Annotated in this window: 19 protein-coding genes and 2 pseudogenes; 10 read left to right on the top strand and 11 right to left on the bottom strand. The window is 34.8% G+C overall.

Annotated elements, in window-relative coordinates; translation table 11 throughout:
- The 3 genes and pseudogenes from HL290_RS17105 to HL290_RS17095 form a co-directional block, all read left to right on the top strand.
- Positions 1-206 (top strand): hypothetical protein (locus HL290_RS17105; RefSeq protein ID WP_198497084.1); only part of this gene is annotated, 206 nt, incomplete at its 5' end.
- Positions 187-1,083 carry a hypothetical protein gene (locus HL290_RS17100; protein ID WP_198497083.1) on the top strand — a complete coding sequence of 299 codons (897 nt, stop codon included), beginning with the start codon at positions 187-189 and terminating at the stop codon, positions 1,081-1,083. The genes HL290_RS17105 and HL290_RS17100, both read left to right, overlap by 20 nt.
- A pseudogene (locus HL290_RS17095) lies at positions 996-4,001 on the top strand (ABSDF2314 family large adhesin); the annotation flags it as partial. The gene HL290_RS17100 and the pseudogene HL290_RS17095, both read left to right, overlap by 88 nt.
- 129 nt (positions 4,002-4,130) lie before the next feature.
- Here HL290_RS17095 and HL290_RS17090 read toward each other — a convergent pair.
- The 4 genes from HL290_RS17090 to HL290_RS17075 all read right to left on the bottom strand — a co-directional run bounded on the left by HL290_RS17090 (position 4,131) and on the right by HL290_RS17075 (position 9,233).
- Positions 4,131-5,168 (bottom strand): peptidase MA family protein, encoded by a 1,038-nt coding sequence (locus HL290_RS17090; protein WP_198497088.1) that lies wholly within the window; start codon positions 5,166-5,168, stop codon positions 4,131-4,133.
- Complete coding sequence (locus HL290_RS17085; protein ID WP_198497081.1) at positions 5,168-6,709, bottom strand: glycosyltransferase; 1,542 nt, start codon at positions 6,707-6,709, stop codon at positions 5,168-5,170. Before HL290_RS17085 ends, HL290_RS17090 begins: the two co-directional genes overlap by 1 nt.
- 38 nt (positions 6,710-6,747) lie before the next feature.
- Positions 6,748-7,506, bottom strand: coding sequence for a CatB-related O-acetyltransferase (locus tag HL290_RS17080; protein WP_198497080.1), 759 nt, complete (start codon positions 7,504-7,506; stop codon positions 6,748-6,750).
- 68 nt (positions 7,507-7,574) lie between these two features.
- Positions 7,575-9,233, bottom strand: a complete 1,659-nt coding sequence (locus HL290_RS17075) for a poly alpha-glucosyltransferase (RefSeq protein WP_198497079.1) — start codon at positions 9,231-9,233, stop codon at positions 7,575-7,577.
- A 743-nt stretch (positions 9,234-9,976) separates the two neighbouring features.
- Here HL290_RS17075 and HL290_RS17070 point away from each other — a divergent pair.
- Positions 9,977-10,598: pseudogene (locus tag HL290_RS17070) on the top strand (hypothetical protein).
- A gap of 631 nt (positions 10,599-11,229) precedes the next feature.
- Positions 11,230-11,637, top strand: coding sequence for a hypothetical protein (locus tag HL290_RS17065; RefSeq protein ID WP_198497078.1), 408 nt, complete (start codon positions 11,230-11,232; stop codon positions 11,635-11,637).
- 80 nt (positions 11,638-11,717) lie between these two features.
- Here HL290_RS17065 and HL290_RS18715 read toward each other — a convergent pair whose 3' ends face one another.
- Positions 11,718-12,107 (bottom strand): hypothetical protein, encoded by a 390-nt coding sequence (locus HL290_RS18715; RefSeq protein WP_227602316.1) that lies wholly within the window; start codon positions 12,105-12,107, stop codon positions 11,718-11,720.
- 607 nt (positions 12,108-12,714) lie between these two features.
- On the bottom strand, positions 12,715-13,302 hold the full coding sequence (locus HL290_RS17055; RefSeq protein WP_003653496.1) for a recombinase family protein: 588 nt from the start codon (positions 13,300-13,302) through the stop codon (positions 12,715-12,717).
- An 852-nt stretch (positions 13,303-14,154) separates the two neighbouring features.
- Here HL290_RS17055 and HL290_RS17050 point away from each other — a divergent pair.
- Both HL290_RS17050 and HL290_RS17045 read left to right on the top strand, forming a co-directional pair.
- Positions 14,155-14,739, top strand: coding sequence for a recombinase family protein (locus HL290_RS17050; protein ID WP_198497077.1), 585 nt, complete (start codon positions 14,155-14,157; stop codon positions 14,737-14,739).
- Positions 14,740-15,010: 271 nt separating this feature from the next.
- Positions 15,011-15,304, top strand: a complete 294-nt coding sequence (locus HL290_RS17045) for a hypothetical protein (protein ID WP_198497076.1) — start codon at positions 15,011-15,013, stop codon at positions 15,302-15,304.
- A gap of 200 nt (positions 15,305-15,504) precedes the next feature.
- On the opposite strand, the gene HL290_RS17040 is transcribed toward HL290_RS17045, so the two are convergent.
- The 3 genes from HL290_RS17040 to HL290_RS17030 all read right to left on the bottom strand — a co-directional run bounded on the left by HL290_RS17040 (position 15,505) and on the right by HL290_RS17030 (position 19,949).
- Entirely contained in the window at positions 15,505-16,788 is a 1,284-nt protein-coding gene (locus HL290_RS17040) for a ribonucleotide-diphosphate reductase subunit beta (protein ID WP_005042873.1), read from the bottom strand.
- Between the two features lie 141 nt (positions 16,789-16,929).
- Complete coding sequence (locus HL290_RS17035; protein ID WP_003653490.1) at positions 16,930-17,061, bottom strand: hypothetical protein; 132 nt, start codon at positions 17,059-17,061, stop codon at positions 16,930-16,932.
- A 56-nt stretch (positions 17,062-17,117) separates the two neighbouring features.
- Positions 17,118-19,949: a ribonucleoside-diphosphate reductase subunit alpha gene (locus HL290_RS17030; protein WP_092709348.1), complete on the bottom strand. Its 2,832-nt coding sequence runs from the start codon at positions 19,947-19,949 to the stop codon at positions 17,118-17,120.
- A 353-nt stretch (positions 19,950-20,302) separates the two neighbouring features.
- On the opposite strand from HL290_RS17030, the gene HL290_RS17025 reads away from it, so the two are divergent.
- From HL290_RS17025 to bfmS, 3 genes are read left to right on the top strand one after another with little or no spacing between them, the layout of a single operon-like run.
- Positions 20,303-20,485 (top strand): hypothetical protein, encoded by a 183-nt coding sequence (locus tag HL290_RS17025; protein WP_016801725.1) that lies wholly within the window; start codon positions 20,303-20,305, stop codon positions 20,483-20,485.
- Positions 20,482-21,198: a response regulator transcription factor BfmR gene (gene bfmR, locus HL290_RS17020; RefSeq protein ID WP_003653488.1), complete on the top strand. Its 717-nt coding sequence runs from the start codon at positions 20,482-20,484 to the stop codon at positions 21,196-21,198. Before HL290_RS17025 ends, bfmR begins: the two co-directional genes overlap by 4 nt.
- A gap of 32 nt (positions 21,199-21,230) precedes the next feature.
- Positions 21,231-22,880 (top strand): sensor histidine kinase BfmS, encoded by a 1,650-nt coding sequence (bfmS, locus tag HL290_RS17015; protein WP_017392321.1) that lies wholly within the window; start codon positions 21,231-21,233, stop codon positions 22,878-22,880.
- 22 nt (positions 22,881-22,902) lie between these two features.
- Here the strand turns inward: bfmS and HL290_RS17010 are convergent, their stop codons facing one another.
- Together HL290_RS17010 and HL290_RS17005 are read right to left on the bottom strand one after the other, a co-directional pair.
- Positions 22,903-23,256: a hypothetical protein gene (locus HL290_RS17010; RefSeq protein ID WP_009393940.1), complete on the bottom strand. Its 354-nt coding sequence runs from the start codon at positions 23,254-23,256 to the stop codon at positions 22,903-22,905.
- Positions 23,257-23,347: 91 nt separating this feature from the next.
- A complete protein-coding gene (locus HL290_RS17005) occupies positions 23,348-24,766 on the bottom strand; it encodes a GGDEF domain-containing protein (protein WP_198497075.1) in 1,419 nt (472 codons plus the stop codon).
- Positions 24,767-25,025: the final 259 nt, after the last annotated feature.

The raw sequence follows: 25,025 nt of genomic DNA, 5'->3' as shown, positions 1-25,025 counted from the left end.
ACTCTGACTCGGACAGTGATTCTGATTCTGACAGTGACTCTGATTCTGACAGCGACTCTGATTCTGACAGCGACTCTGATTCGGACTCTGATTCGGATAGCGACAGCGACTCTGATTCTGACAGCGACTCTGATTCTGACAGCGACTCGGATTCGGACAGCGACTCGGATTCTGACAGCGACTCGGATGACAGCGATCGACTCTGACAGTGACTCTGATTCTGACAGCGACTCTGATTCTGACAGTGACTCTGACACCGATTCTGATTCTGACAGCGAGTCGGACTCTGACAGAGACTCGGATTCTGACAGCGACTCTGATTCGGACAGCGACTCTGATTCTGACAGCGACTCTGATTCTGACAGCGACTCGGACTCTGACAGTGACTCGGACTCTGACAGCGACTCGGATTCTGACAGCGACTCGGATTCTGACAGCGACTCGGACTCTGACAGTGACTCGGATTGCGACAGCGATTCTGACTCTGACAGTGACTCGGACTCTGACAGCGACTCTGACTCTGACAGCGACTCGGATTCGGATAGCGACAGCGATTCTGACTCTGACAGCGATTCGGACTCTGACAGCGACAGTGACTCTGACTCTGACAGCGACTCTGATTCAGACAGCGACTCGGACTCTGACAGCGACTCTGACACGACTCAGATTCTGACAGCGATTCGGACTCTGACAGCGACTCGGATTCTGACAGCGACTCTGATTCGGACAGCGACTCTGACTCTGACAGCGACTCGGATTCTGACAGCGATTCTGACTCTGACTCTGACAGCGATTCGGACTCTGACAGCGACTCGGATTCTGACTCTGACTCGGATTCTGACAGTGATTCGGACTCTGACAGCGACTCTGACTCTGACAGCGATTCTGACTCTGACAGTGACTCGGACTCTGACAGTGACTCGGATTCTGACGGTGATGCAGACTCTGACAGCGATTCGGATTCCGACAGTGACTCTGATAGCGACAGCGATTCAGATACAACAGCACCAGATGCACCAGAGATTGATCCAATCAATGGTACGGATCCGATCACAGGTACAGCAGAACCAGGTTCAACAGTGACAGTGACTTATCCTGATGGCACCACAGCAACAGTAGTTGCGGGTACAGATGGAAGCTGGACAGTACCGAACCCAGGCTTGAATGATGGCGATGTTGTAACAGCAACAGCGACAGATGCTGCAGGTAACGAATCGTTACCGGCAACAGAAGTTGTAGATGCAGTGGCTCCGGCTGCACCAGAGATTGATCCAATCAATGGTACGGATCCGATCACAGGTACAGCAGAACCAGGTTCAACAGTGACAGTGACTTATCCTGATGGCACCACAGCAACAGTAGTTGCGGGTACAGATGGAAGCTGGACAGTACCGAACCCAGGCTTGAATGATGGCGATGTTGTAACAGCAACAGCGACAGATGCTGCAGGTAACGAATCGTTACCGGCAACAGAAGTTGTAGATGCAGTGGCTCCGGCTGCACCAGAGATTGATCCAATCAATGGTACGGATCCGATCACAGGTACGGCAGAACCAGGTTCAACAGTGACAGTGACTTATCCTGATGGCACCACAGCAACAGTAGTTGCGGGTACAGATGGAAGCTGGACAGTACCGAACCCAGGCTTGAATAATGGTGATGTTGTAACAGCAACAGCGACAGATGTTGCAGGTAACGAATCGACACCGGCAACAGAAGTTGTAGATACTGTACCTCCAGTAATTGCTATTGATGAATTGGATGATGTTGATCCGATTACAGGTACGGCAGAACCAGGTTCAACAGTAACTGTAACCTTCCCAGATGGTAGTACCATTACTACTACTACAGAAGGTGATGGTACTTGGTCTGTAGCTAATCCTGGTACATTAGTAACTGGAGATGTTGTAACAGCAACAGCGACAGATGCAGCAGGTAATACTTCATTACCAGTCACATCTATAGTTCCAGTTTTCATTGATGCTATCGATGATATTGCTACGGTATTAAGTGAGATTACTCCTGTAGTAACTCATCCTGATATTCCGGGCGGTGCATTAGTAACCTTCCCATCATTATCATTGATTGGTCCAATTATTGACTTGAAAGGTCAAACACCAATTACAGTTACCGTACCTGAAGGTGGAATTGCATCGTTTGATGTATCTTTTGGTGGAGTGTTAATAGGTGGTGGTATTGGTTCTTATGACCTTAATATTCTTCGTTATAACGAGAATACGGGTGGATATGAACCGTACAGCAAAATAGATAATGCTGGATCCATGCTTGGAATTGGTTTAGGAGTCATGGGTGGTGGAGCATCTATCACTAATCTACCTGAAGGACAATATGCGCTTGTATTAACTCCTGGTGAGGGCGTACAAGTGACAGGAATTGGTATTGCTTCAATTTCTGTTACCAACGAGGTATTGAGTGATTATGGTGATGTTGTAGCCAAAGGTAATGTGATTACTGCAAACAATCCTGAAAATCCTACAGATGTAGCAGACGTTATTCATGCTGGTGAAACAGCAACAGTTATTAGTGTTGCTAATGAAGATGGTGTAACAACTGCGTTACCACAAGACAATGAAGCATTTACTCGTATTCAAGGTGAATATGGTGAGTTGTTCATTGATAAAAATGGTAATTATGAATACATCCGTGATTTCACTGTTCCAAATAGTCTAGGTAAAGTAGATAGCTTCACTTATACGATTCAGGATAGCGATGGGCATCAAGATACAGCGACTTTAAATGTTCGCATTGATACAAACGATCTTGATATCACATGGCCAGAAGATCCAACTCAAGATGGTGTAGTAGAGTTGACGGCAACTGATAATTCAGCAGCAGCTGCGATTACTTTAGTTCCATCAACCAATACAACTGTTGATACGGGTAGCATGGCTGCAAGTAGTACGAAACCGTTATTTGGTGCTGCTACTTCGGTTGCTGGTAGTGATACGAGTGATGTGATTAATGTCGCTGCACATACTGCTGCATCGATTAATTTCTCTGTAACTACACAAGGTGGTCTCTTAAATAGCTCTGCTAATGGTGATACTTTCAGTTATCAAGTACAAAAACTTGTGAATGGTGTTTGGACAACTCAACCTGGAGCATCAGCTTCTGTTGTACATTCATCACCAATCTTAGGTGATGCTGGCGGTACTGTGTTGATCAGCGGCTCTTACCAAGTTTCTGCATCAGACACTACTAGCCAATGGCGTGTCGTGTTTGGTAGCACAGAATCTAATATTCCTCTGATTGCTGGAACCAATACAACCACTGTCAACACTACAGTAAATGCTACTTTCACACATTATGATCAATTCGTTGGTAATGGTGCGACAGTAACGGCTACAGGTAACTTGTTAACAGATGATTCTGGTAATGGTGTAGATGTAACAGGTGGTGCAAGTACAAAAGTATTTGTAGAAACTTCACCTGGTACTTATGTACAAGCGAATGGTCAAACAATCACGGTTGAAGATGGTACCTTCGTTGTTTCGGCAAATGGAACATATACGTTCACAGCAAATAGTTCTGCGACTTCTGGTGATGCCGCTACATTGAACTATAAACTGGTTGCTGCAACAGGCGATGAAAGTACACCTGCAACATTGACCGTGAATATTGGTAGTGAGACCATCAGTACTGCTAGCCATGACATTATTAGTACAGGAGCTGGTGCAGATACAGTTGTCTATAACTTGCTGAACGCTGCTGATGCAACGGGTGGTAATGGTACAGATGAATGGACTGACTTCAATTTGGCTCAAGGTGATAAAGTTGATATTAGTTCATTGTTAAATGGTGCTAATGCAGGCAATATCTCTAATTATGTGTCTGTTACTTCTGATGGTGCGGGTAATACTTTAATTAGTATTGACCGTGATGGTACTGGTAATACCTATAACTCAACCGATCTCATTGTATTGAAAAATACAGATACAACACTGGATGAGTTATTGAATAATAATCAGTTGTTATTTTAATTGATTATTGCTGATAGAAATCTGTAAATAGGAGAGAAGGCATAAGTGCCTTCTCTTTTTTTATTTAAAAATAGTTTTTAAAAGCATTAGTTACAGTAAATGGCTTATTTAATATTTTTGAAAGTAAAATTAACTAGATTTTTTATTTTTAATAACTTTTTTTAAGAGACTTTGAAATTTATTTTTCTCTATATTGCTTTCGTTCGTTTTTTCTAGAGTTATCAATAAAGTATCTAAAATTTGTTGGTTGAAATGAGCTGAGTTTTGATCAATTTCTCTCCAATGATATAAATTCCAATTATTTAAAATAGAAATTTGTTGATCTTGTTTTCCAAGATTTTCAAGAAACTTTTTCATAAAGACGGTTCCTTTTAAATATTGATCTTGAAAAACCGGTTGTCCATCAGTGTATCTCTGTTGCATGAGAGAAGAGGGTAAAAATAGTTTTCCATTAGATGTATCTATAAGTGTGGTGAGACGGTTCCATAATTGAGATGTCCTATAAGTTCTTTGCAAGATATATTTGTCAAAATCTTCTTCATTTTTCGGCAAATTTCTCTGTCCATATGTGCCAAGCTTATCTTTTCTGGTGATCCCTTCTGACCAGGCTGCCAAGCTTTCCGTGAGCCAAGGTTGTTTAAACATCGTATAACCATAGGTGTAAAGATGAAATAATTCATGTTCAACTAATGAAGAGTCAGTAGTTAAATTTGGAATATTATTGCTGATAAGAATAATTAGAGCACACGCATTTTTTTTTAATGGATTATTGGTATGTCGATGGGGTTCATCATAAGCTAGTCCGAGTCCATTAAGCTTCTGTATTTGTATATCAATATATTGGACGTTATTTTTATAGCGTGGACTATTCAAAGGATCTTGGTAGCCTAAAACGGACCAAGCTTTGCGTATGGTATTTGCTTGAATAGCAATATTTTCTACATAGTCTGGAACATGATTTAGATTTTTATCCAATTGAAATTTTAAAGCATTATCACCAGATGTAGTATAAAAAATACGCAGATTATCTATGCCATAATAGACTTTATCAAGTTGTGTAACAACAGGAGGGCTACTTGAATAACAATCAGTTTTTGCATGAATATAAGTAGATAAGCAAAATGTAGAAAATAATAAAACCAAACCCTTCTTATGCATAAAAAACATTACAGAATGGCCTGAAAAAGTGATTGCCATTTTTGAGCAAATTGTTTTTGATCAGTGAGCTGAGTACATGCATATGCATTTTCACTAAGTTTAAGCCGTTTGTGTTCATCTTTTAATAAAGAAATTACTTTCTGTGCAAATAACTCTTCATCTTGAAAAGTAATTAAATAACCATTTTCATCATGATTAATCATGTCTGATGGTCCGTAATCGATGTCATAACTCACTACAGGGCAGCCATGACATAGGGCTTCTAAAACTGCCATACCGAAACCTTCAGATCGGCTAGAAAAAAGGAATAAGCTTGCTTTATTATATAAAGCGTCAGTATTCTCATTATAGCCCATCAATTTAATATGGTTATTTAACTGAAGTTCATCAATTTGACTTTGTAAGAAGTTATGCTCACTGCCAAACCCATAAATGTTTAAATAAGCATTGGGGATTACTTCTATAACTTTTTTGAAAACCCTAATTAAGCTATCTAAATTTTTCGCTTTATCATATCTAGCAACAGTTAAGCAAAACATTGGGTCTCTGTTTGAAAAATTGACATGGTCAATAGTTTTTTCATATATATGAGGAATAACAAATAATTTCCCTTCCATTCCAAAGCGCTGTTGAATATGTTGTTTTTGGCGTTCAGTTAAGATTACTAATGCATCTAATTCATTACTATATTTAAAATAACTACGATAATGACGATTAATTGTAGAGTTTTGAATATCAGGACCATTTAAATGGGTGGCATGAATTGTACCAATAAAACGCATATTTTCTTGCTTAATCTCTCTAAGTGGTTCATAGAAATGAATTGCACGATCGATAAGAATATACATTAGATCATTTTTATAAAGTTGAGAGATTTTTAGGAACCAGTATTGAATGAGTTGAGACTCAGTATCAAAAACCTCGTCAATAACACCTTGTTTATTAAATAAAAAAATATTTGAAACAATGTTTTTATTCTTTTCATTGAGTTGATAGTTTTTTATAATAACTGGATAACCTTCTGTATGATAATAAGTTTCAGTTATTATCATTTGATTTTCTGGGTTGATGACTTGAATACAACTAAGATAACCATAAGAGTCATAAATAATCCGTCCTGTTTTTACTCCTTTTTTGAAAGTATTTACATAACTTAAAGTAGGAGAGTCATTTTGCCGTATTTCGTACAAATAGTTTTTATTATTTTTATCATGAAACCGCTGATTGTAGGTGAAAGGAATTATAGTTTTTAAAATGTTACTGTTAAACATTTCTACCGTAGGATTATGAATTTTTTTATTAGCCAGTTTTAGATGAGTTCCTTGAAAATCACCATATAGATTGAGATAACCAATAGAAGTAGGAGCTAAATTTGTAGTAATAAGACTCCAATAATTTTCTGCAAGGGAGCGATCATAATCAGTAGTAATAATGGTGGGACTAATACCTAATTGTTCATTTAGTATTTTTGCACGTTTTAAAAGAGCAAAAACCAATCCATTTTTCTTTTGGTCAATTTTTGGAAATAGAAAAAAATATTGAGTTTTCATAATAAACAACTATTTATAAGCTATATAATATAAAAGATTTATTTGCTTGAAGATGATTTAAGCAAATCACTTTTAGTAAGGATTGGTGGATGGTATTCATTTAAACCTCCTGCATAAATTTTATTTTTAAATTGATCAATAAAATCAAATGGTTCCATAAAATTTAAGCCTTTTAAATCATTTTTGTGAAATTTCCACCATTTTAAGTTTATTAATTCATTAATAACTGTATTATCAAATCTTTTACGAATGAGTCTAGCAGGGTTACCACCAACGATAGTATATGGTTCAACATTCTTTGTAATCACACTGTTAGAAGCGATTATTGCACCATCACCAATAGTAATATTATTTTTTAAAATAACATCTGATCCAATCCACACATCATTTCCAATGGTGATATTACGTCGGCTTCTAAAAGTATGTGTAACTGATGCTGGGTCAGTATCATGATAATCTTCAGTATAAAAGTGAGGAGAAGTAGAAACCCAATCGGTGAAGTGATGAGCACCCATAATTTTAATATTACTAGCTAAGCTACAATAGCGGCCAATAGAAACACCATAACCAAGATTTGAGGATGAGTATGAAAAAGCACCAATTGTACAAAGGCTTAAAACACTATTATAAAAATTATTATGTCCTTCAAGTTTCAAATCATTATTTAATGTAATAAGCCGATGTGGATTTTTTTTTAGGAAAAACATATTTATATTGAGCTTTTTAAGATTTTCTTCAATTTTAAAAAATTCAACACTTATTGTTTCATTTGATAAAGTAAATATTTCTTCATTCATAAAGATACCTTTAATTACTCTATTAAAAAGTTTTTGATATTTTTGATTCTAGAATTAGAAATTCCAAGCTAATCTTTGAAATACAAATAGTACGCAATATAGCCTGATAAGTTATGTTCTTGATCGTCAATACGAGTACGAAAACGGTCATGCCTTACATAGAAAGAATTTAATATAGACTTGGGGTTTTTCATATACATAGCTACTTCTGGATAGAAAAAACCTGTACGTTGAAATTCGGCACGTAATTTTATAAGAGATTTTAAATCTTCAAATCTAGAAGAGTTAAATAATTTTTCATGACCTTGCTCACTTAGGCGACTCACCATTTTATAAGCAGACATCATCATTTCAAGAAAAGTTGCGTATGCTGTTTTTCGATTTTTAATAAAATCCATATGCTTTAAGTAGTTATTTATACCAAATTGATAGTATTTAAATTCTGGGCATAACATTGTTAATTCATTGGTACAATAACTTAGCCAATGATCATGATATTTTTCATATGAATTAGATATAAAGTTATCAAACATTAATTTAACAGTATCTAAAAGAAGCTTATTATTATTTAATTGATATAGCCTTAGTAGCGCTAGTGCAGCTTCGCCATCATAATAAACAATTCTAAATTTTTCTTTAATAGATAAAGATGGGTACTCTAAGATATGCACTGTTTGTCCTGATTTATCAATCATTTGAATGATTCCATTTGCTATTTTTTCTGCATATTCTAGATGTTTTTTATTTTTAGTAATTTCCTGATATTTTGTTAACATTAAAATAGCAGCTGCATTCGCACCAAGCTTGATCTCATAATTATTATCATTTCCATCAATCATATGAGCAGTATCTTCATCGATTAACTTATAAAAATTTTTGATGCTATACTCAATAGCCAAGTGAATTTTAGGCCAATATTGATTATTCTCTTCAATCTCAAAAGTTTCTAAAAGAGAATAAATTGAAGTGCAATGCCTTATTGTATTGTAGCTTTTAATTTCATTATCAAATGCTGGAAAATAGCCGTAGATAAATTTCCCATCTTCTAAAAGTTGATTGGATAGAAAATTAGCATTTTTATTAATTATTTCTTTAATATGAGATTTATCATTTTTATCAATGAATCTAACCCCATTTTCACAACCACCACTTTGAAGTTTAATGAATTTACCATTTTCGTAAAATACACTTTCAGTTTCAAAAAGCCATACATCATTAATTTTACTAATTTCTAATTCTTTTTGAATAGAAGGATATTTTTTCTTGATTGCATTATTTAAATTATTCTGGTCAATGAAATTTTTTTGATCATATGAAATTCCTCGTATGATTGCATTCCCATAAATTTCTTGCTCTAAAAAACATATATTTAAATCTTTATCAAAACTAATACCTTTCCTAAAATGATTATTATGCTTTTGATTAGATATATCATTGGTAACATCGGTCCAACTTTTTTTTTCTATTTGAGTTGCAATATCAAGTTTTATATAGGCTAGATAACGTTTATCTTTAAGAAAAATTTTTTCTAAAAAGTTATTTATTTTTTTCTGCAATTTTTGTATGTCAGAACTAGAAATTGAAAAAACTTTACAACGTTGATCTAGGCAACCATATGAGATAAAGACTATTTTTTTATCAGAGTCAGTCTGATCATATAGTGATATCCATTCACTGATCTGATTCTTTAAATTACTTAAATCTAAATATTTCAATTGATGTAGCATATTACGACCTAATTAAGTTAATCTTGGCTAGAAAACAATTAAATTGTTTTAATCCCTTTTTTAAAAAATAATAGAGTGATATTTAATTCTGTTTGTTATTGTATTTGTTTTTTTGTGGTACTAGAAGTGATTTTAAGGCTTGAGTTGTGTTTAAAATTATTCGAAATTTAATTCATATGTTTTAATTTGCGTATAATTTAAAACATAATTTATATTTTTAGTTTTAATGTAATCTAGCTTAATTTTTTTGATAAAAATAAATGAATTATATAGTTTTTAATATTTCTATTTTTTTGTTGTTGTGTTAACTAATCTTGGTTGTTAATTTAATTATCTAAAGTTTATCTCAATTAAAAAGGTTAATTATGAAAAAAATAATTTCTTTATTGATATTATTAGCTGCTAATCATACTTTCGCTGAAACAGTTAGTATTGATTTAACAAATGGAAATTTTATCGGAAAAGATGCGTATAACGTTGTTACTTCGACTCAAGCACAATGTACACAATTGGACAATTCGGGAATCGGAAGAACGGTTTGGGTTGAAGTAAATTTAAATGGTTACTCATATAAAGAATGCATACGATATTATTCTGCCGGATTACTCGAAAATCAAACCAATAATAGAGCAATTGCATATTTTTCTGGAGATGTAGCAATTGTGGGAGCGACGGCGTTTCCAGAGTATACTAACAGCAAACCACAGGACAAAGTTAATGAAGCAGTCGTTAAGTCAACAGAGTTGTATAATTTCCCATATATTTTTGTAGCTCGTCCAGGGATTTATGGATCGTCTGGTGTACATAATGGTGCTAGAAAGCCATTAGAATCTTTATTAATGTCTGAAGCATTAAATAAAATTAAACAAAGACATCAAATCCTTAATTATGTGTTAGTTGGGCATAGTGGTGGTGGTCATATTGTATCTGCCTTATTGTCAAAAAGGACTGATATATTATGTGCTATCCCAAGTTCAGCCCCTTCATCACCAAAAATATTGGCTGAAGCATTGGGGAAGACGCCTGATCCAAGACTATTTGAAACTGTAGATGCAATAACAGCACTTACACCCAAGCACCCAGCGAATAGAGTATTTGTAGTAGGGGATTTAAATGACAGTATTGTCCCTTGGGTTTCTCAAAAAGTACTTCATGACAAGTTGATTCAATTATCTTGGGCGTCAAATATCATAAATTTACAAGCAATTGACGGATCTCATCATGATGTGGCTGAGAAAGCTACCAAGATCGCGGGGATGTGTGCAAGGGGATTGCCAACCTTAAATATTCTTGACCAAGCAGGAAATTTATAAGCGTACTTTTTATTTGCATAGAACAATAAAAAAGTACTATGGCCATCACTAATAGGAATCACTTTTACACGAATACTAAAATATTAGCTTACTTTAAATCTATAAAATCATCTATTTAATTGTTTATTAGCTAAATATAAGTTTTATAAACGAAATGAGAGTTGGGATGAGCAGGAGTATAGTTATAAAAACTATAAATTATTGACAATAAATTGTGAGAGCATTCTATCTTTCAAATTTTTTATAATGTTTGAAATTTAAGTATTTAAAACATAATTTTAAAACATTTTTTAAGTTATGAGTAAGCTTATTGTATGTAAAATAAGGATAATTTTTGTGCCATGGAAATTTATTTTGAACTTAATTAATTCTTAATTGATACTGATAGGTTCTCATGTGAATATAATTTTGAGGATGTTTATTATACAACTATCCTTGTATTTCAGGTTTGAGTGAAATTCACTAAGTCCACAGCCTTTTAGGATGTGGACTCTTCTTAATTAATAAAGAATTTGAAATTATATTGGTTTCTTTTATTATAATTTATGAGCATATAGTTGAATTTAACCTAAACCTATTGTAGTAATATCTCTATTATTAATAATCCTAATTCTATAAATTTTAATTTAAGATGGATTTTATAAAAATGGATGATTATATATTTAACATGAGGATTAAAATTAATGAAGAATTTACTTCTATTTCAAATCGTATTTTCATTAACACTAATCTTGACGGGTTGTGTGAATCAACCATATGGTCATCAATCAGTTTATTCACCACCTTCGATTAATACCATTGCTAGTCATAAATTGTATTTAATATCAGAAAAATCAAACTATCCTAGCTTTGGTACAGGAGCGGTTACAGAAGATAAAGCCTCTCAATATGCAACTAATCATAAAAAGACAGTGATTTGTGATAAACATCATTATTATGCTGCCAGTAATGTTACTAGTGATCTGAAACAGACAAAAATTATTTTAGTAAGTGGTGAAGAGATTAATGTTTCTAAGTCATGCTGGGTAGAAGATGCAAACCCAAAAAATTCAATTTATGTTTCTAAATCATCTGTTAGTCATGGTTTTTGATAATTAAACAGATAAAAGGAGACTAAGCCTTACTAGCTTGGTCTCATTATAATTCATTCAAATAATTTTTATTTAAAGATTTAGCTGTTTAAAGTAAAATAATTAATTGAAGCGATAGCCTGAAAATAATTTTTGTATAATTTTATATTGGAATCTATTATTTTGTTTTTTTCAATTTTTATTAAGTAAATTTTATTGCTATTTACTTCTTCTCGTTTTGAAATATATTCTATAGCTGAGCCAATTTCATTTTTTTCATACTTGTTTGTTTTATTTAAGTTTAATGTCACTAGAAAGGTAAAAAAACCTATTTCTTTCATTTTCTCTGCATAGAAGGTGGCATAAGTTCTGGTACTTTTTATTAACCCCGTATCAAAAATAATAATAGTTGGGAAGGGTCCAATTCCTTTCGGAATATAAATATCACCTGTTGCTGAGCCTATTGAGGACTTCCAAAAAATATCATTCATATTAAATATTATCATATTTTAAAATAAATAAATTTTCATAATAAATGCTTTAAAAGCATAAAGTTACTTTTGTTAAAAGCTGAAATTTATAAATTTCAAATGGTTAATTTGTTAAGAAATTGTTTGAAATAAATTCAAACTATTAATATTTTCTTAAAAGTTAAATCGCTTTATTTCATGGAAAACAACTCTACGATGTAAATATAATATAATCAATAGTAAATCTATATAAATTATATTTTTACATAAAGTGTTTTTTAAATTATTGAAAATAAATATTATTTTTATAGACTTATTTGAGGGGTAACTGATTATGTTTTTATAGGTAGCATAATCATGATGAAAGACATAAAACTATTTTTAAAGAATTATAAGAAAAACTAACTTAATATAGAATTAATTATATCCATTCTTGATAATAGTATCTAAATTTCAAGCATAAAAATAAATAATTAATATACAATTATATTTCAATAACTTATCTAATTTTTTGCTTGAAATTTAATTGAGCTCATTTAGAGGACTAATACTATATGATTCATAACTCTTCCTTTTTATATTTTTCCATATGTATGTCATAGATCATTTAATCAAAAATATTTAATAATTACAATGCATTACTTTTCGATGCATTGTTTAAAATTCTTTGAATTACTGTTCTTGTAACTGCAAATTCTTTAGCGAGTGAATATACGCTGTAGCCTTTCTTAAACAATTCAATTACTCTATTTTTTTGTTCATTATTTAATATTTCTGGGCGACCAACTTTTCTTGTTGGTTTGTGATCCTTGAATTTTTTATTGTCAGACTTAAATAATTTCTCAAATTCAGCTGATAACTTTAAAAAATGGAGAAAGAAAATTTTTAAGTCACCATTAATTTCATTTTTAGAGTAATCCAAGCATATTAGCCTGATTTTTTTTTGATCAATTTTGTCAACTATTCCTAAAATTTCTTCAAAGCTATTCCCTAAGCAATCCATGCTTTTTATCACTAAAATATCACCTTCTTCTAAAGAGTAACTTATTAAATTAAGAAATTTATCTCTATAAGCAATAGATTTATCAACAGATACTTCTTCTACTACTAATCTATTCTTTTGGATTTTATAGCCATACTCACTAAAAAAAGTGATATACCTAGAAAATTCAAATTGCAAATTAGGCTCTATTCTAACATAGGCATATGTACGCATATTAAAACACCAAAATTAAACAAAAACAAAACAAATATTAGCATCTTATTTTTTTAAAAAAAACATGAACTAAATCACAAAATTGTACTATACAGTGTTTAAAACATAATAATTAAGTACATAGTTAAATCATTACTTTTTTCAAATTTTTATTAACTTCCATAATCATGTTACCTAATAATTTTATTGGTTTTTTGGTTTAGTGTATTGTATATTAAATTAACTTACTACTTAAACTATTCCTGAATTTAATATAAATTTGATATTAAAATCTAGTTTTATTTTTTATTTGAATTAATTTGAGTACATAAAATATAACAAAGTAATAAGTTGTTAGTTGTAAGATTATTTGTTTTTTTAGTAGGTATTTGATTTTTAATGATTTGTATTCTAATCTTATTTTGTTTTTGATTGTGTGTTTAAATTTATTGGAAATTTAATACATAGGTTTAAAACAATTTTAGATGATATATTATACAAATTAATTGGTTTATTATAATCAATGTGTTTGTGTTTTTTAAATACTTTTTTCTTTAAAAATAATATTTGATTTAATGTCTTGTGATATTTGAGGTCTTGTTGATTATTATAATGCTGATATTTAAGACTGAAACAGATAATTGATTTACCTCTCAATTTTTTTATTGATATAATGTTTTTTTATATTATATTTTTCAATTGTTTTAGATGGTGGAAATATAAGAAAAATTATACTAGTATAAAAGTATAAATTTAAGACATTAATTATATAACAAACAATAAGTGAAGCTCTAAAAGTATCTAAAAGGAATGCTTTGATTTGAACATACTTTGGAAATGCACTTCACATGACTCTAAGGGATGGGGGGGAGCATGCGTATTTATGCTTATATGCGGGTCAATTCTAATATTGATGAATTAGACAAAGAAAAAGAATCTTTTATTTCATTGTTAAATACTTTTAATCATAAAGTTCCATATAGTAGAGTAGTACTGGAATTGGCTGCAGTTGATAAGTCTATTACTTTACGGACTATTTTTTTTAATTTGATTAATTATTCTTTAGAAGAGGATGATTTTTTAATTGTTAAAGGAATTGACTGTTTAGGGAATAGTTTTAAAGAAATATTATCTACAATTATGTTGATTGAAAAAAAACAAATTAAATTGATTATATTGGAATATTTTAATTGTGAGTTGAAAGAAAGTATTAGAAATAATTTTATTCATTTTATAGAAATTTGCATTAGTTTTGAAAAACTTTTTTTGCTCGACGAATCTACACAAAAGAATCATAGATTATCTAAAAAAGTAGGTAGACCCGAAAAATTAACAAATGAACAAAAACAGGAAGTTATTAATAAATTTAAAAAAGGATTTAGTGTATATTCTTTAGCTAAAGATCTTGCTGTATCAAGGACTGTAATACAAAGAATACTTGAAAAATCCAGTGAATAACGATAAAGATTAATATGGGATTTTTATATTGTGATTAATAATTGATTGAAATATTTTTTGATTATTTTAGTGATTTTTTATGTATTAAATTGTGTTTTAATTTTTAATTTAATAGTTATTAAATAATATTTTCATTTTAAAATTAAATTCATATTGATGTTTTTATTTTTCTATTGATATTGTTATGTGTATTTTGTAGCCCAACTTTAATTCATTGAAAGTTATATTACTTGACTATGCGATTAATTTATACGATGCGGTAACTTGAAGTATGGATGTGAGTATTGATTCAGATAAATGGAAGTGTCCTGTATGTAATGGTTTTATAGCGGTTGATCATTCAAAAATTCAAAAAGAAGATGCAGTACAATTTGTATTCAGACGAATAAGTAATAATGATTCCTTCTACTTTATTTATAGAGTTGGTTTAGTCGTTGATCGAAAAGAAAAGTTACTAACTATTAAGTATAAGGATAGGCTATATAAATCTCTCGATAGTGATACTTATCCTGTAAATGCTCCAGCTCTTATTGTCTATAATATGTTTTGGATTTGTGGTTGTTAGTTTTTGAATATTAAAAAGACGCTTATTTTTTGTTTAGTTAAAACTACTCTGGGTTTTTATTGTTGTAATTTATATTGTTGATTTTTAAAGTTTATTTTAGATTTCTTGTATGTGGGTTCTGTTTGAGCTAGTGAATTATACTTTAAATAAAAAAACCGCTATCACTAGCGGTTTTTTTATTGTTTAGCAGATGCTTAAACTTACCAGCTTAACGCGCCACCAGTTTGGTAGTCAGTTACGCGCGTTTCAAAGAAGTTCTTCTCTTTACGTAAGTCCATCATCTCAGACATCCACGCAAATGGGTTAGTTACACCAGCAAATTGCTCTGGTAAACCTAACTGAGATAAACGGCGGTTACAGATGAATTTCAAATATTCTTCCATCATGCTTGCGTTCATACCCAATACACCACGTGGCATCGTGTCACGTGCATATTCGATTTCAAGCATTGTACCTTCAACAATCATTTGAACCACTTCTTGTTGGAACTCTGCGCTCCAAAGGTGAGGGTTCTCAATCTTGATTTGGTTAATCATGTCGATACCAAAGTTCAAGTGCATAGATTCATCACGCAAGATGTATTGGAATTGCTCAGCAACACCGTTCATCTTGTTACGACGCCCCATACTCAAAATTTGAGTAAAGCCACAGTAGAAGAAGATCCCTTCAAGAACACAGTAGAACGCGATCAAGTTACGAAGTAAACGTTGGTCGTTTTCAGGTGTGCCTGTGTGGAAATTAGGATCTGTTAAAGATTGAGTATATTTCAATCCCCACGCTGCTTTACGCGCAACAGATGGAACTTCACGGTACATGTTGAAGACTTCGCCTTCGTCCATACCTAAAGATTCGATACAGTATTGGTAAGCATGAGTGTGAATTGCTTCTTCAAATGCTTGACGCAAAATGTACTGACGGCATTCAGGGTTGGTAATGTGGCGGTAAATTGCCAATACCAAGTTGTTTGCAACCAAAGAGTCAGCAGTCGAGAAGAAACCTAAAGAACGCATAACAATCGTACGCTCATCTTCAGTTAAGCCATTTTCAGACTTCCAAAGCGCGATGTCTAGGTTCATGTTTACTTCTTGCGGCATCCAGTGGTTTGCACACCCGTCAAGATACTTCTGCCAAGCCCATTCATATTTAAATGGAACAAGCTGGTTCAAGTCCGCACGACAGTTAATCATGGCTTTGTCATCAACTTGAACACGTTGTGCGCCCATTTCTAGCTCTTCAAGGCCAGGAGCAACATCTAAATGTTCTAAGGCTGCAGAGGCTCTAGCCACCGTATCGGAGGCAACTGTTGGTCGCACGGAATGGGTTCCAGCGGATTGTGAAGTTGCCAAGCTCTGCGATGATGACTCCGCAGAAGATACATTCTGCGAATTAGTCGTTTTTTCCGATTTGACGGGCGCAGACTTGAGTTCAGGTGCAGCCGGTTTTTGCGAATCATCTTCAAAATCGTCCCAACTAAGGATAGACATTTTTGTTCTCTCTTCGTTGTGTATATCTATATTTGACATCTCTTAAACGAAGATGTCCCTACTATACGCTTTTAATGTGTAAACAAAATTAAGTTTTATTGAGGTATGACCAAATTTTGGGCCTTTGGTCTCTACTCCCTACTACTTATTTTGCTTACGCTGTTGCTTACGTATTGTGAAAAATGCGTAAACCAGTGGCATATAAAAGAAAAGAAAGGCAAAGATTAAAACTCCAACACCAAGCATATAGTTATGGCTGAGATGAGAAAGCATAATCTTTACCTCTTGTAAAATTGCTCTTTAGTGAAAAAGAGCAATTTTATTGAATGTTATTGGCAAGCTTCACAATCAGGATTGTCGATTGAACAAGCCATTGGAACTGGAGCTGCTTGGGTAAAACCGTCTTCTTCAACTGCTTCAGGCTTTTTCGCTTCTACAACAGGGGCAGCAACCGGAGCCGCTTCAACAGTCGCAGGTTTAACTGCATTTAAAGCACCTGTGTTGATTGTGGATTTTTCAGCAGAAGTTGCACCTAAAGCTCGGAGGTAGTAAGTCGTCTTAAGACCACGTAACCATGCCATTTTATAAGTGATGTCAAGTTTCTTACCGTTTGCACCAGCAATGTAAAGGTTAAGCGACTGAGCTTGATCGATCCATTTTTGACGGCGTGATGCAGCATCAACGATCCAGCGTGTGTCTACTTCAAACGCAGTAGCAAAGATTGCTTTTAATTCTTCAGGAATACGAGCAATTTTTTGAACTGAACCTTCGAAGTGTTTCAAGTCATTAACCATCACTGTGTCCCAAAGACCACGTTCTTTTAATGCGCGAACGAGGTATGGGTTAATTACAGTGAATTCACCAGACAAGTTAGATTTCACATATAAGTTCTGGAATGTTGGCTCAATTGATTGAGAAACACCACAAATGTTAGAGATGGTTGCGGTAGGAGCAATCGCCATCACATTTGAGTTACGCATACCGTCTTTTTGAACTTTGGCACGTAAAGTGTCCCAGTCTAAACGTTGAGTACGGTCAACTTCGAACATACGCTCTGGACGAGATTTCGCAACAATTTCTAAAGAGTCGATTGGAAGGATACCTTGATCCCACAATGAACCTTTGAATGTTGAGTAAGCACCACGTTCAACAGCCAAGTTGCTTGAAGTTTCAATTGCGTAGTAGCTAATCACTTCCATTGATTCATCAGCAAAATCAATAGCAGCGTCTGAACCGTAAGCGATGTTCATTTCATATAGAGCATCTTGGAAGCCCATGATACCCATACCCACAGGGCGGTGTTTCATGTTCGAGTTTTTCGCTTGTGGTACAGCGTAGTAGTTAATGTCGATAACGTTATCGAGCATGCGTACTGCTGTTTTAATTGTGCGAGCTAACTTCTCACGGTCTAACACACCACCTTGAACGTGTTGTACAAGGTTGATCGAGCCCAAGTTACATACTGCAATTTCGTCTTGATTTGTGTTCAAGGTAATTTCAGTACATAAGTTAGATGAGTGAACTACACCAACATGTTGTTGTGGTGAACGTAAGTTACATACGTCTTTGAATGTAATCCACGGGTGACCAGTTTCAAACAACATAGAAAGCATTTTGCGCCATAAGTCTTTAGCACGTACTTTCTTGTGTAGCATGTTTGTTTCTTTCGCTACAGACTCATAGTAAGCATAACGCTCAGCAAATTCAGCACCAGTTAAGTCGTGCAAGTCTGGAGTTTCAGAAGGCGTAAATAATGTCCATTCACCATCTTCAAATACACGTTGCATAAACAAGTCTGGAACCCAGTTCGCAGTGTTCATGTCATGTGTACGGCGACGGTCATCACCAGTGTTTTTACGAAGTTCTAAAAACTCTTCGATGTCTAAGTGCCAAGTTTCTAAGTATGCACATACTGCACCTTTACGCTTACCACCTTGGTTTACCGCAACGGCTGTATCGTTCGCAACTTTCAAGAATGGAACTACACCCTGAGACTTACCGTTTGTACCCTTAATGTAAGAGTTCAATGCGCGTACAGGTGTCCAGTCATTACCTAAACCGCCAGCCCATTTAGAAAGCATTGCGTTGTCACGCATTGCGCCATAAATGTCATAAAGGTCATCGCCAATCGTTGTTAAGTAACAACTAGAAAGCTGTGGACGTAACGTACCTGAGTTAAACAAGGTAGGCGTAGAAGCCATGTAGTCGAAGCTAGACAATAAGTTATAGAACTCGATTGCACGTTCTTCTTTATTTTGCTCATTTAACGTAAGACCCATCGACACACGCATAAAGAATAATTGCGGTAATTCGAAGCGAACGCCGTTTGAGTGAATGAAGTAACGGTCAAATAAAGTTTGTAAACCTAAATAGGTAAACTGATTAGAGCGTTCTGGTTGAATTGCTGCTGCAAGTTTCTCTAAATCGAAATCAAGCAAGTCTGGTGAAAGCAAATCAAGCTCTACACCTTTTTTCAAAAAGGCTTCGAGTGCAGTGTTTTCAGGAGTATCTGTAGGCAAGCCTAAGAACGCTAAACCTGTGCTCACTAATTCACTAGAGAGCAAACGTGCAGTCACGTAAGTATAGTTTGGTTCTTGTTCAATACGAGTACGTGTTGCCATCATCATCGTAGTGGCAATATCAGTCTCTTTTACGCCGTTATATAGGTTTTTAACGGTTTCATCGACAATAGCCTGAACGTCAATACCTTCCAAACCTTCGGCTGCTTTAGCTACAGTTGCTTGCAATGCACTTAAATCAAGTGGCTGAAGCTGACCATTTGCATCGGTCACTTGTAACGTAGGATGGTGGTTTGAGTTCGTTTGCTGACGAGCAGTCGTACGTTGTTCGCGGTAAATTACGTAAGCGCGGGCAACTTTCTGTTCTCCGGTACGCATTAAAGCAAGCTCAACCTGATCTTGAATTTCTTCAATATGGATCGTACCGCCCGATGGTAAACGGCGAGTGAAAGTATTTAATACCATTTCCGTCAGTTGGGTAATACGGTCGTGAATACGGCTTGAATCCGAACTCTGTTGACCTTCCACAGCAAGAAAAGCTTTACCAATCGCAACAGAAATTTTCTCTGCATCAAATGCAGCAACATCTCCAGTGCGTTTGATCACCTGAATTTGACCGGGAGTCGAAGTAATTACGCTCATGCCAGCATAGCTCCATTGTCACTTTTGTTATGTTTATAGACCGTTTGAACCGAGCAAAAAGTATGCCACGATGTTTGAGGGATAAACACAAGACTTAGTAGTTAAAGTTTATTTTGAACACAAGATACGGGATTTTTCATAGCAGATCAATCTTGACTTTTTAGTAATTTTTTATCTGTATGATTTGATGGGAGATAGCATAGCAAAGCTATCAAAAAACACTTATAGATAACTTTGTGGATAACTCAAAAAACAAGCACTTAAATACAATTAAAGTAGTTAAAGAAATAATTTGTTTAATATTCATACATTGGAAATATGAATAGAATATGAAATTTAATAACAATAACTAAATGTTAAAAACACGAGAAAATTCAAAGGTTAATAAAATGCAACAAAACATGGTTGTCATGTATCAGTTTGGTGAACGCCTACTTGTTTACAATGTAAACGTGTGTATATTGCAAATGATAAACGAATGTATCTGCAAGATTTTTAAGATGCATGTAATGAGATTTATAGGGGCAATGATATGAGCCAAGAAGAAAAGTTACCAAAGATTCTGATCGTTGAAGACGACGAGCGTTTAGCACGATTAACTCAAGAGTATTTAATCCGCAACGGCTTGGAAGTTGGTGTAGAAACTGATGGTAACCGTGCAATTCGTCGTATTATTAGTGAACAACCAGACCTAGTGGTCTTGGATGTCATGTTGCCGGGTGCCGATGGCTTAACCGTTTGCCGTGAAGTTCGTCCACATTATCATCAACCGATTCTTATGTTGACTGCACGTACAGAAGATATGGATCAGGTACTTGGCCTTGAAATGGGAGCGGATGACTATGTCGCTAAACCAGTTCAGCCACGTGTACTTTTAGCCCGTATCCGTGCGTTATTACGTCGTACAGATAAAACTGTAGAAGACGAAGTTGCACAACGTATCGAGTTTGATGACCTTGTGATTGATAATGGCGGCCGTTCAGTAACGTTGCATGGTGAGCTTGTTGATTTCACTAGCGCAGAATATGACCTATTATGGTTGCTTGCATCAAATGCTGGCCGTATCTTATCGCGTGAAGATATCTTCGAACGTTTACGCGGTATTGAATACGATGGTCAGGACCGTTCAATCGATGTCCGTATCTCACGTATTCGTCCAAAAATTGGCGATGATCCTGAAAATCCAAAGCGTATTAAAACAGTACGTAGTAAAGGTTACTTGTTCGTTAAAGAAACCAATGGGTTATAAGATCTGCATAAACTTCCTATAAGGTTGGTCGAGTGTTTAAACACAGCATATTCCTGCGAATATATGCGGGACTGGTAATTCTTGTTGTTTTGGTTGCCGTTTTTGGTTATTTGCTTGTACAAATCATCAATTATCAACGGGCACAAGAATACCGAGAGTCTTTAACTGATGGTATTTCTTATGTCATTAGTGAGGGAGTCGCTCGACAACCGGGGAAGCAACAGAAAATAGACTGGGTTTCAGATGCATCGGATTTATTGGAACTTCCAATTTACTACACTGATGCGAGCAAGGTTGAGTTATCTCGTACCGAGAAAAAACGGATCGAAGCTCAAAAATCTGTTGTCCGTTATGATGCCAGTAATAGTATTGCGTATATTATTATTGGTTTACGTGATGATCCTCAGCACTATTTATCCATAAAAGTTGACAAAATTAGTGAGCGCCAAATGAAGGCTCTCCCTATTTTTGTACTTGATTATCTAATGTTTTATCCGGGGCAAGAACAAGAATACCTTGCCAAGATTCAAAAACATTTTTCATATCCAATTAATATCTACAATATTCAAGACGTTAATCTGGATTCTGAGCAAATTGGCCGTTTACGCCAAGACCAAAGTGTCATGTTGTACAAAGATAGTGCAACAATGCGTGGCACGACCATTTCAATCGTATCTCCAATACCAAATCATCCTGCACAAGTTCTGGTTCTTGGGCCGGTTCCGATGTTTAACTGGATGCCTTTACAGCTTTCAGCAGGAATTACCTTATTTAGCCTATTCTTACTGAGTTTAGGTGTTTATGGTCTTATCTTGCCGTTAGAACGTAAAATTCGCCAAGTACGTTATGCATTAAACCGTATGAAGTCTGGTGATTTGTCATTGCGTGTTCCTATTGAAGGAAGTGACGAAATGGCAAACTTGGCATCAAGTTATAACAACATGTCTGATCATATTCAGCGTTTAATCGAGGCTCAGCGCGAGTTGATGAGAGCGGTATCTCATGAACTTAGAACGCCGGTTGCCCGTATACGCTTTGGTACAGAGATGTTGGCAGAAGAAGACGATTACAACCATCGTATGCATCAGGTCGATATGATTGATAAAGATATTGAGGCGCTCAATACCTTAATTGATGAAATCATGACTTATGCAAAACTAGAGCAGGGTACACCTTCATTAGATTTTGCTGAAATTGCTCTATTTGATGTATTAGATCAGGTTGCGGTAGAAACCGAAGCTTTAAAAACGCAAAAAGAAATTGAACTTGTTGCTCCCCCTGTTTATTTGAAAGTAGATGCAGAGCGTCGTTATTTACATCGGGTTGTTCAAAACTTGGTAGGTAACGCTGTTCGTTATTGTGATAACAAAGTTCGTATCACAGGTGGTGTTCACAGCGACGGCATGGCCTTTGTTTGTGTTGAAGATGATGGCGCCGGAATTCCGGAACAAGATCGTCAAAGAGTATTTGAAGCCTTTGCTCGTTTAGATGATAGCCGTACTCGTGCGTCGGGTGGCTATGGTTTAGGATTGTCTATTGTCAGCCGTATTGCTTATTGGTTCGGTGGTGAAATTAAAGTAGATGAAAGTCCTACCTTAGGTGGAGCTCGCTTTATCATGACATGGCCTGCAAAACGTTTTAAACAACCTCCTTTGAAAGCCAATAAAAAAGCACCTTCATAAAGGTGCTTTTTTATTGCATTACTTATAATCGAGTTGCATCCGGTTCCAAAATAGGTTTTCCGCTTCTTAAGCTGGTCAACGCATCAGAATTAAAGTCGATCAGTAACGAATTATTTTTTGCATCGATCTGGTACTTTTGAATAAGAGGTTGATCTCCATTAAGCGTTTCTATTTTATATTCATCCGCAATATGCAAAATACCTTCTAGATTTGTTGTGGTTGACGCAAAATCTTGCCTAAATATTTCATAGACATCTCGCAAGTCAAAAATTGCATTGTTAGCATCTGGATGTTTGTGAATATAGCTTTCTATATGTCGCACAAGTAACTGCGCAAACAAGTAGTAGTTTGGTTTATGCGTATATTCTAGAGTCATGCATTTTTCTCCTTATTATCTGTTATTAGCATACATGGCAAAATATAGGATATTGTATAAAATTCATTACACTAGATGATTAAATGAAAACCTATAAAGATATAAAGACCCGATTACGCCCTTGGCGTTTTGCTTGATATAAAGCGTCATCTGCTTCTTTAAATAAATTTTCAATCGCTCTATGAGAAGATGGGGAATATAAACTTATGCCAATACTGACTTGAATGAAAATTGGTAATTTCCCATAAATATAAATCGGTTGCTGGCTAATTTTAATTCGTATTTGCTCTGCAAGGTCAAAGGCGCTCTCTTTGGTTGTATCTGCAATAAAAATTGCAAATTCTTCACCGCCAAAGCGGCCCAATAAGTCATGAGGATGCAAAATATTTTGAATAGTGGTGACACAAGTCTGTAGGGCGCGGTCGCCTATTTGATGGCCGTAGTTGTCATTAACTTGTTTGAAGTGGTCTACATCAAGCATGAAAAATGCTGAGGTTTTATTTTCCTTGTATACCTTTTCTTGAAGTAATCTGACCGACTGCAAAAACTGGCGTCGGGTGAGACTAGAGGTTAGCTCGTCATGTGCAATCGCATGTTGAAGCTTTTGAATTAACTCTGAATGCAAAACACTAATACTAGAGACGGTAAGAGGTGCAATCGTCATCATGATTAAACCAATACGAATTGAGATGGTATTGCTTAAATATTCGTTTGGATAAAGCAGAAGGTAATGTCCAGAGACATGATAGATAATATAGGCACTGGTAAAGGTCGTAATGAGTGCAACAATAATAGGTTTGTAGCGAATAGCGCACCAGATGAGTGCTGCAATCGGGTAGAGGAGCGAACCAGGGCCGGAATCATAATAGCTGGCGGCAATAGAAATAATCACAGCCAAAAAAGGTAAAAGGTCAATTGCTTCTAAACCACGATTTCTAGAAAAGTAGTGTTTTACCTGACTATATTGAGGTAGGTTCAATATGATGGGTAAAAGGAGTAGGGCGTTTTGTAGTTCTGAAGTGAACCAGTAACCGAATTCATCCCACAAATTACCAAGCATAAATTTAGTATTAAACATAGGCACAAAAGTTGCTGCAAACAATGCGCCTGCTACGCTGCCTATACCACATAGACCAAACAAAAAGAGATAAGAATAGCCTCGATAGGCTGCTTTAATATGCTGATTAAAAAATGTATAGAATGCGAGGGTAGTAACAACATAAATAAAATTTGACGTTGTTAAAACGAGTGTGAGAGCAAATGGAGTACCCTGAAATAGGTCAGCAATAACATAACCTATGTAGGCACCTAAAAACGTGCTGGGTCGACGTGTGCTCGGAAAGCGAATGAGTAGACCGAGCAAAACAGAATTGGCTGGCCAAAAGAACGCCAGAAAACTTAAAGGACGAGATGCGATGCCAATAAAACAACATACCGTAATAATGAAGCCAAACAGGAGAAAAAATTTTAAAGAAGAGGGAAATGAAAATTCACGAAGTGAGTCTGGCATCAGCTGCCCTTAATGATAAACACTCTTATCCAAGAGTAATAAAATATTATGTATGACTAAACATTCATCATAATTCAGAGGGGAAGTTGAATACAATAAAAAACAAACTAATATTATAAAAAAGTAAGTTATAAAAACTTAATGGTCGATGAACTGTGTAATTATTCTAAAATTAAAAAATGAAAAAAATCATCATAAACAAAAAAACTATTAAATAAACCGATTATGCGTGGTGAAACCCCCCTTACAACCCATAGAA

The sequence above is a fragment of the Acinetobacter sp. AC1-2 genome (assembly GCF_016124155.1).
In the GTDB taxonomy this organism is placed as follows: Bacteria; Pseudomonadota; Gammaproteobacteria; order Pseudomonadales; family Moraxellaceae; genus Acinetobacter; species Acinetobacter calcoaceticus.
Note: the sequence above shows the minus strand (reverse complement) of the source record. Positions and strands in the feature narration are given on the sequence as shown.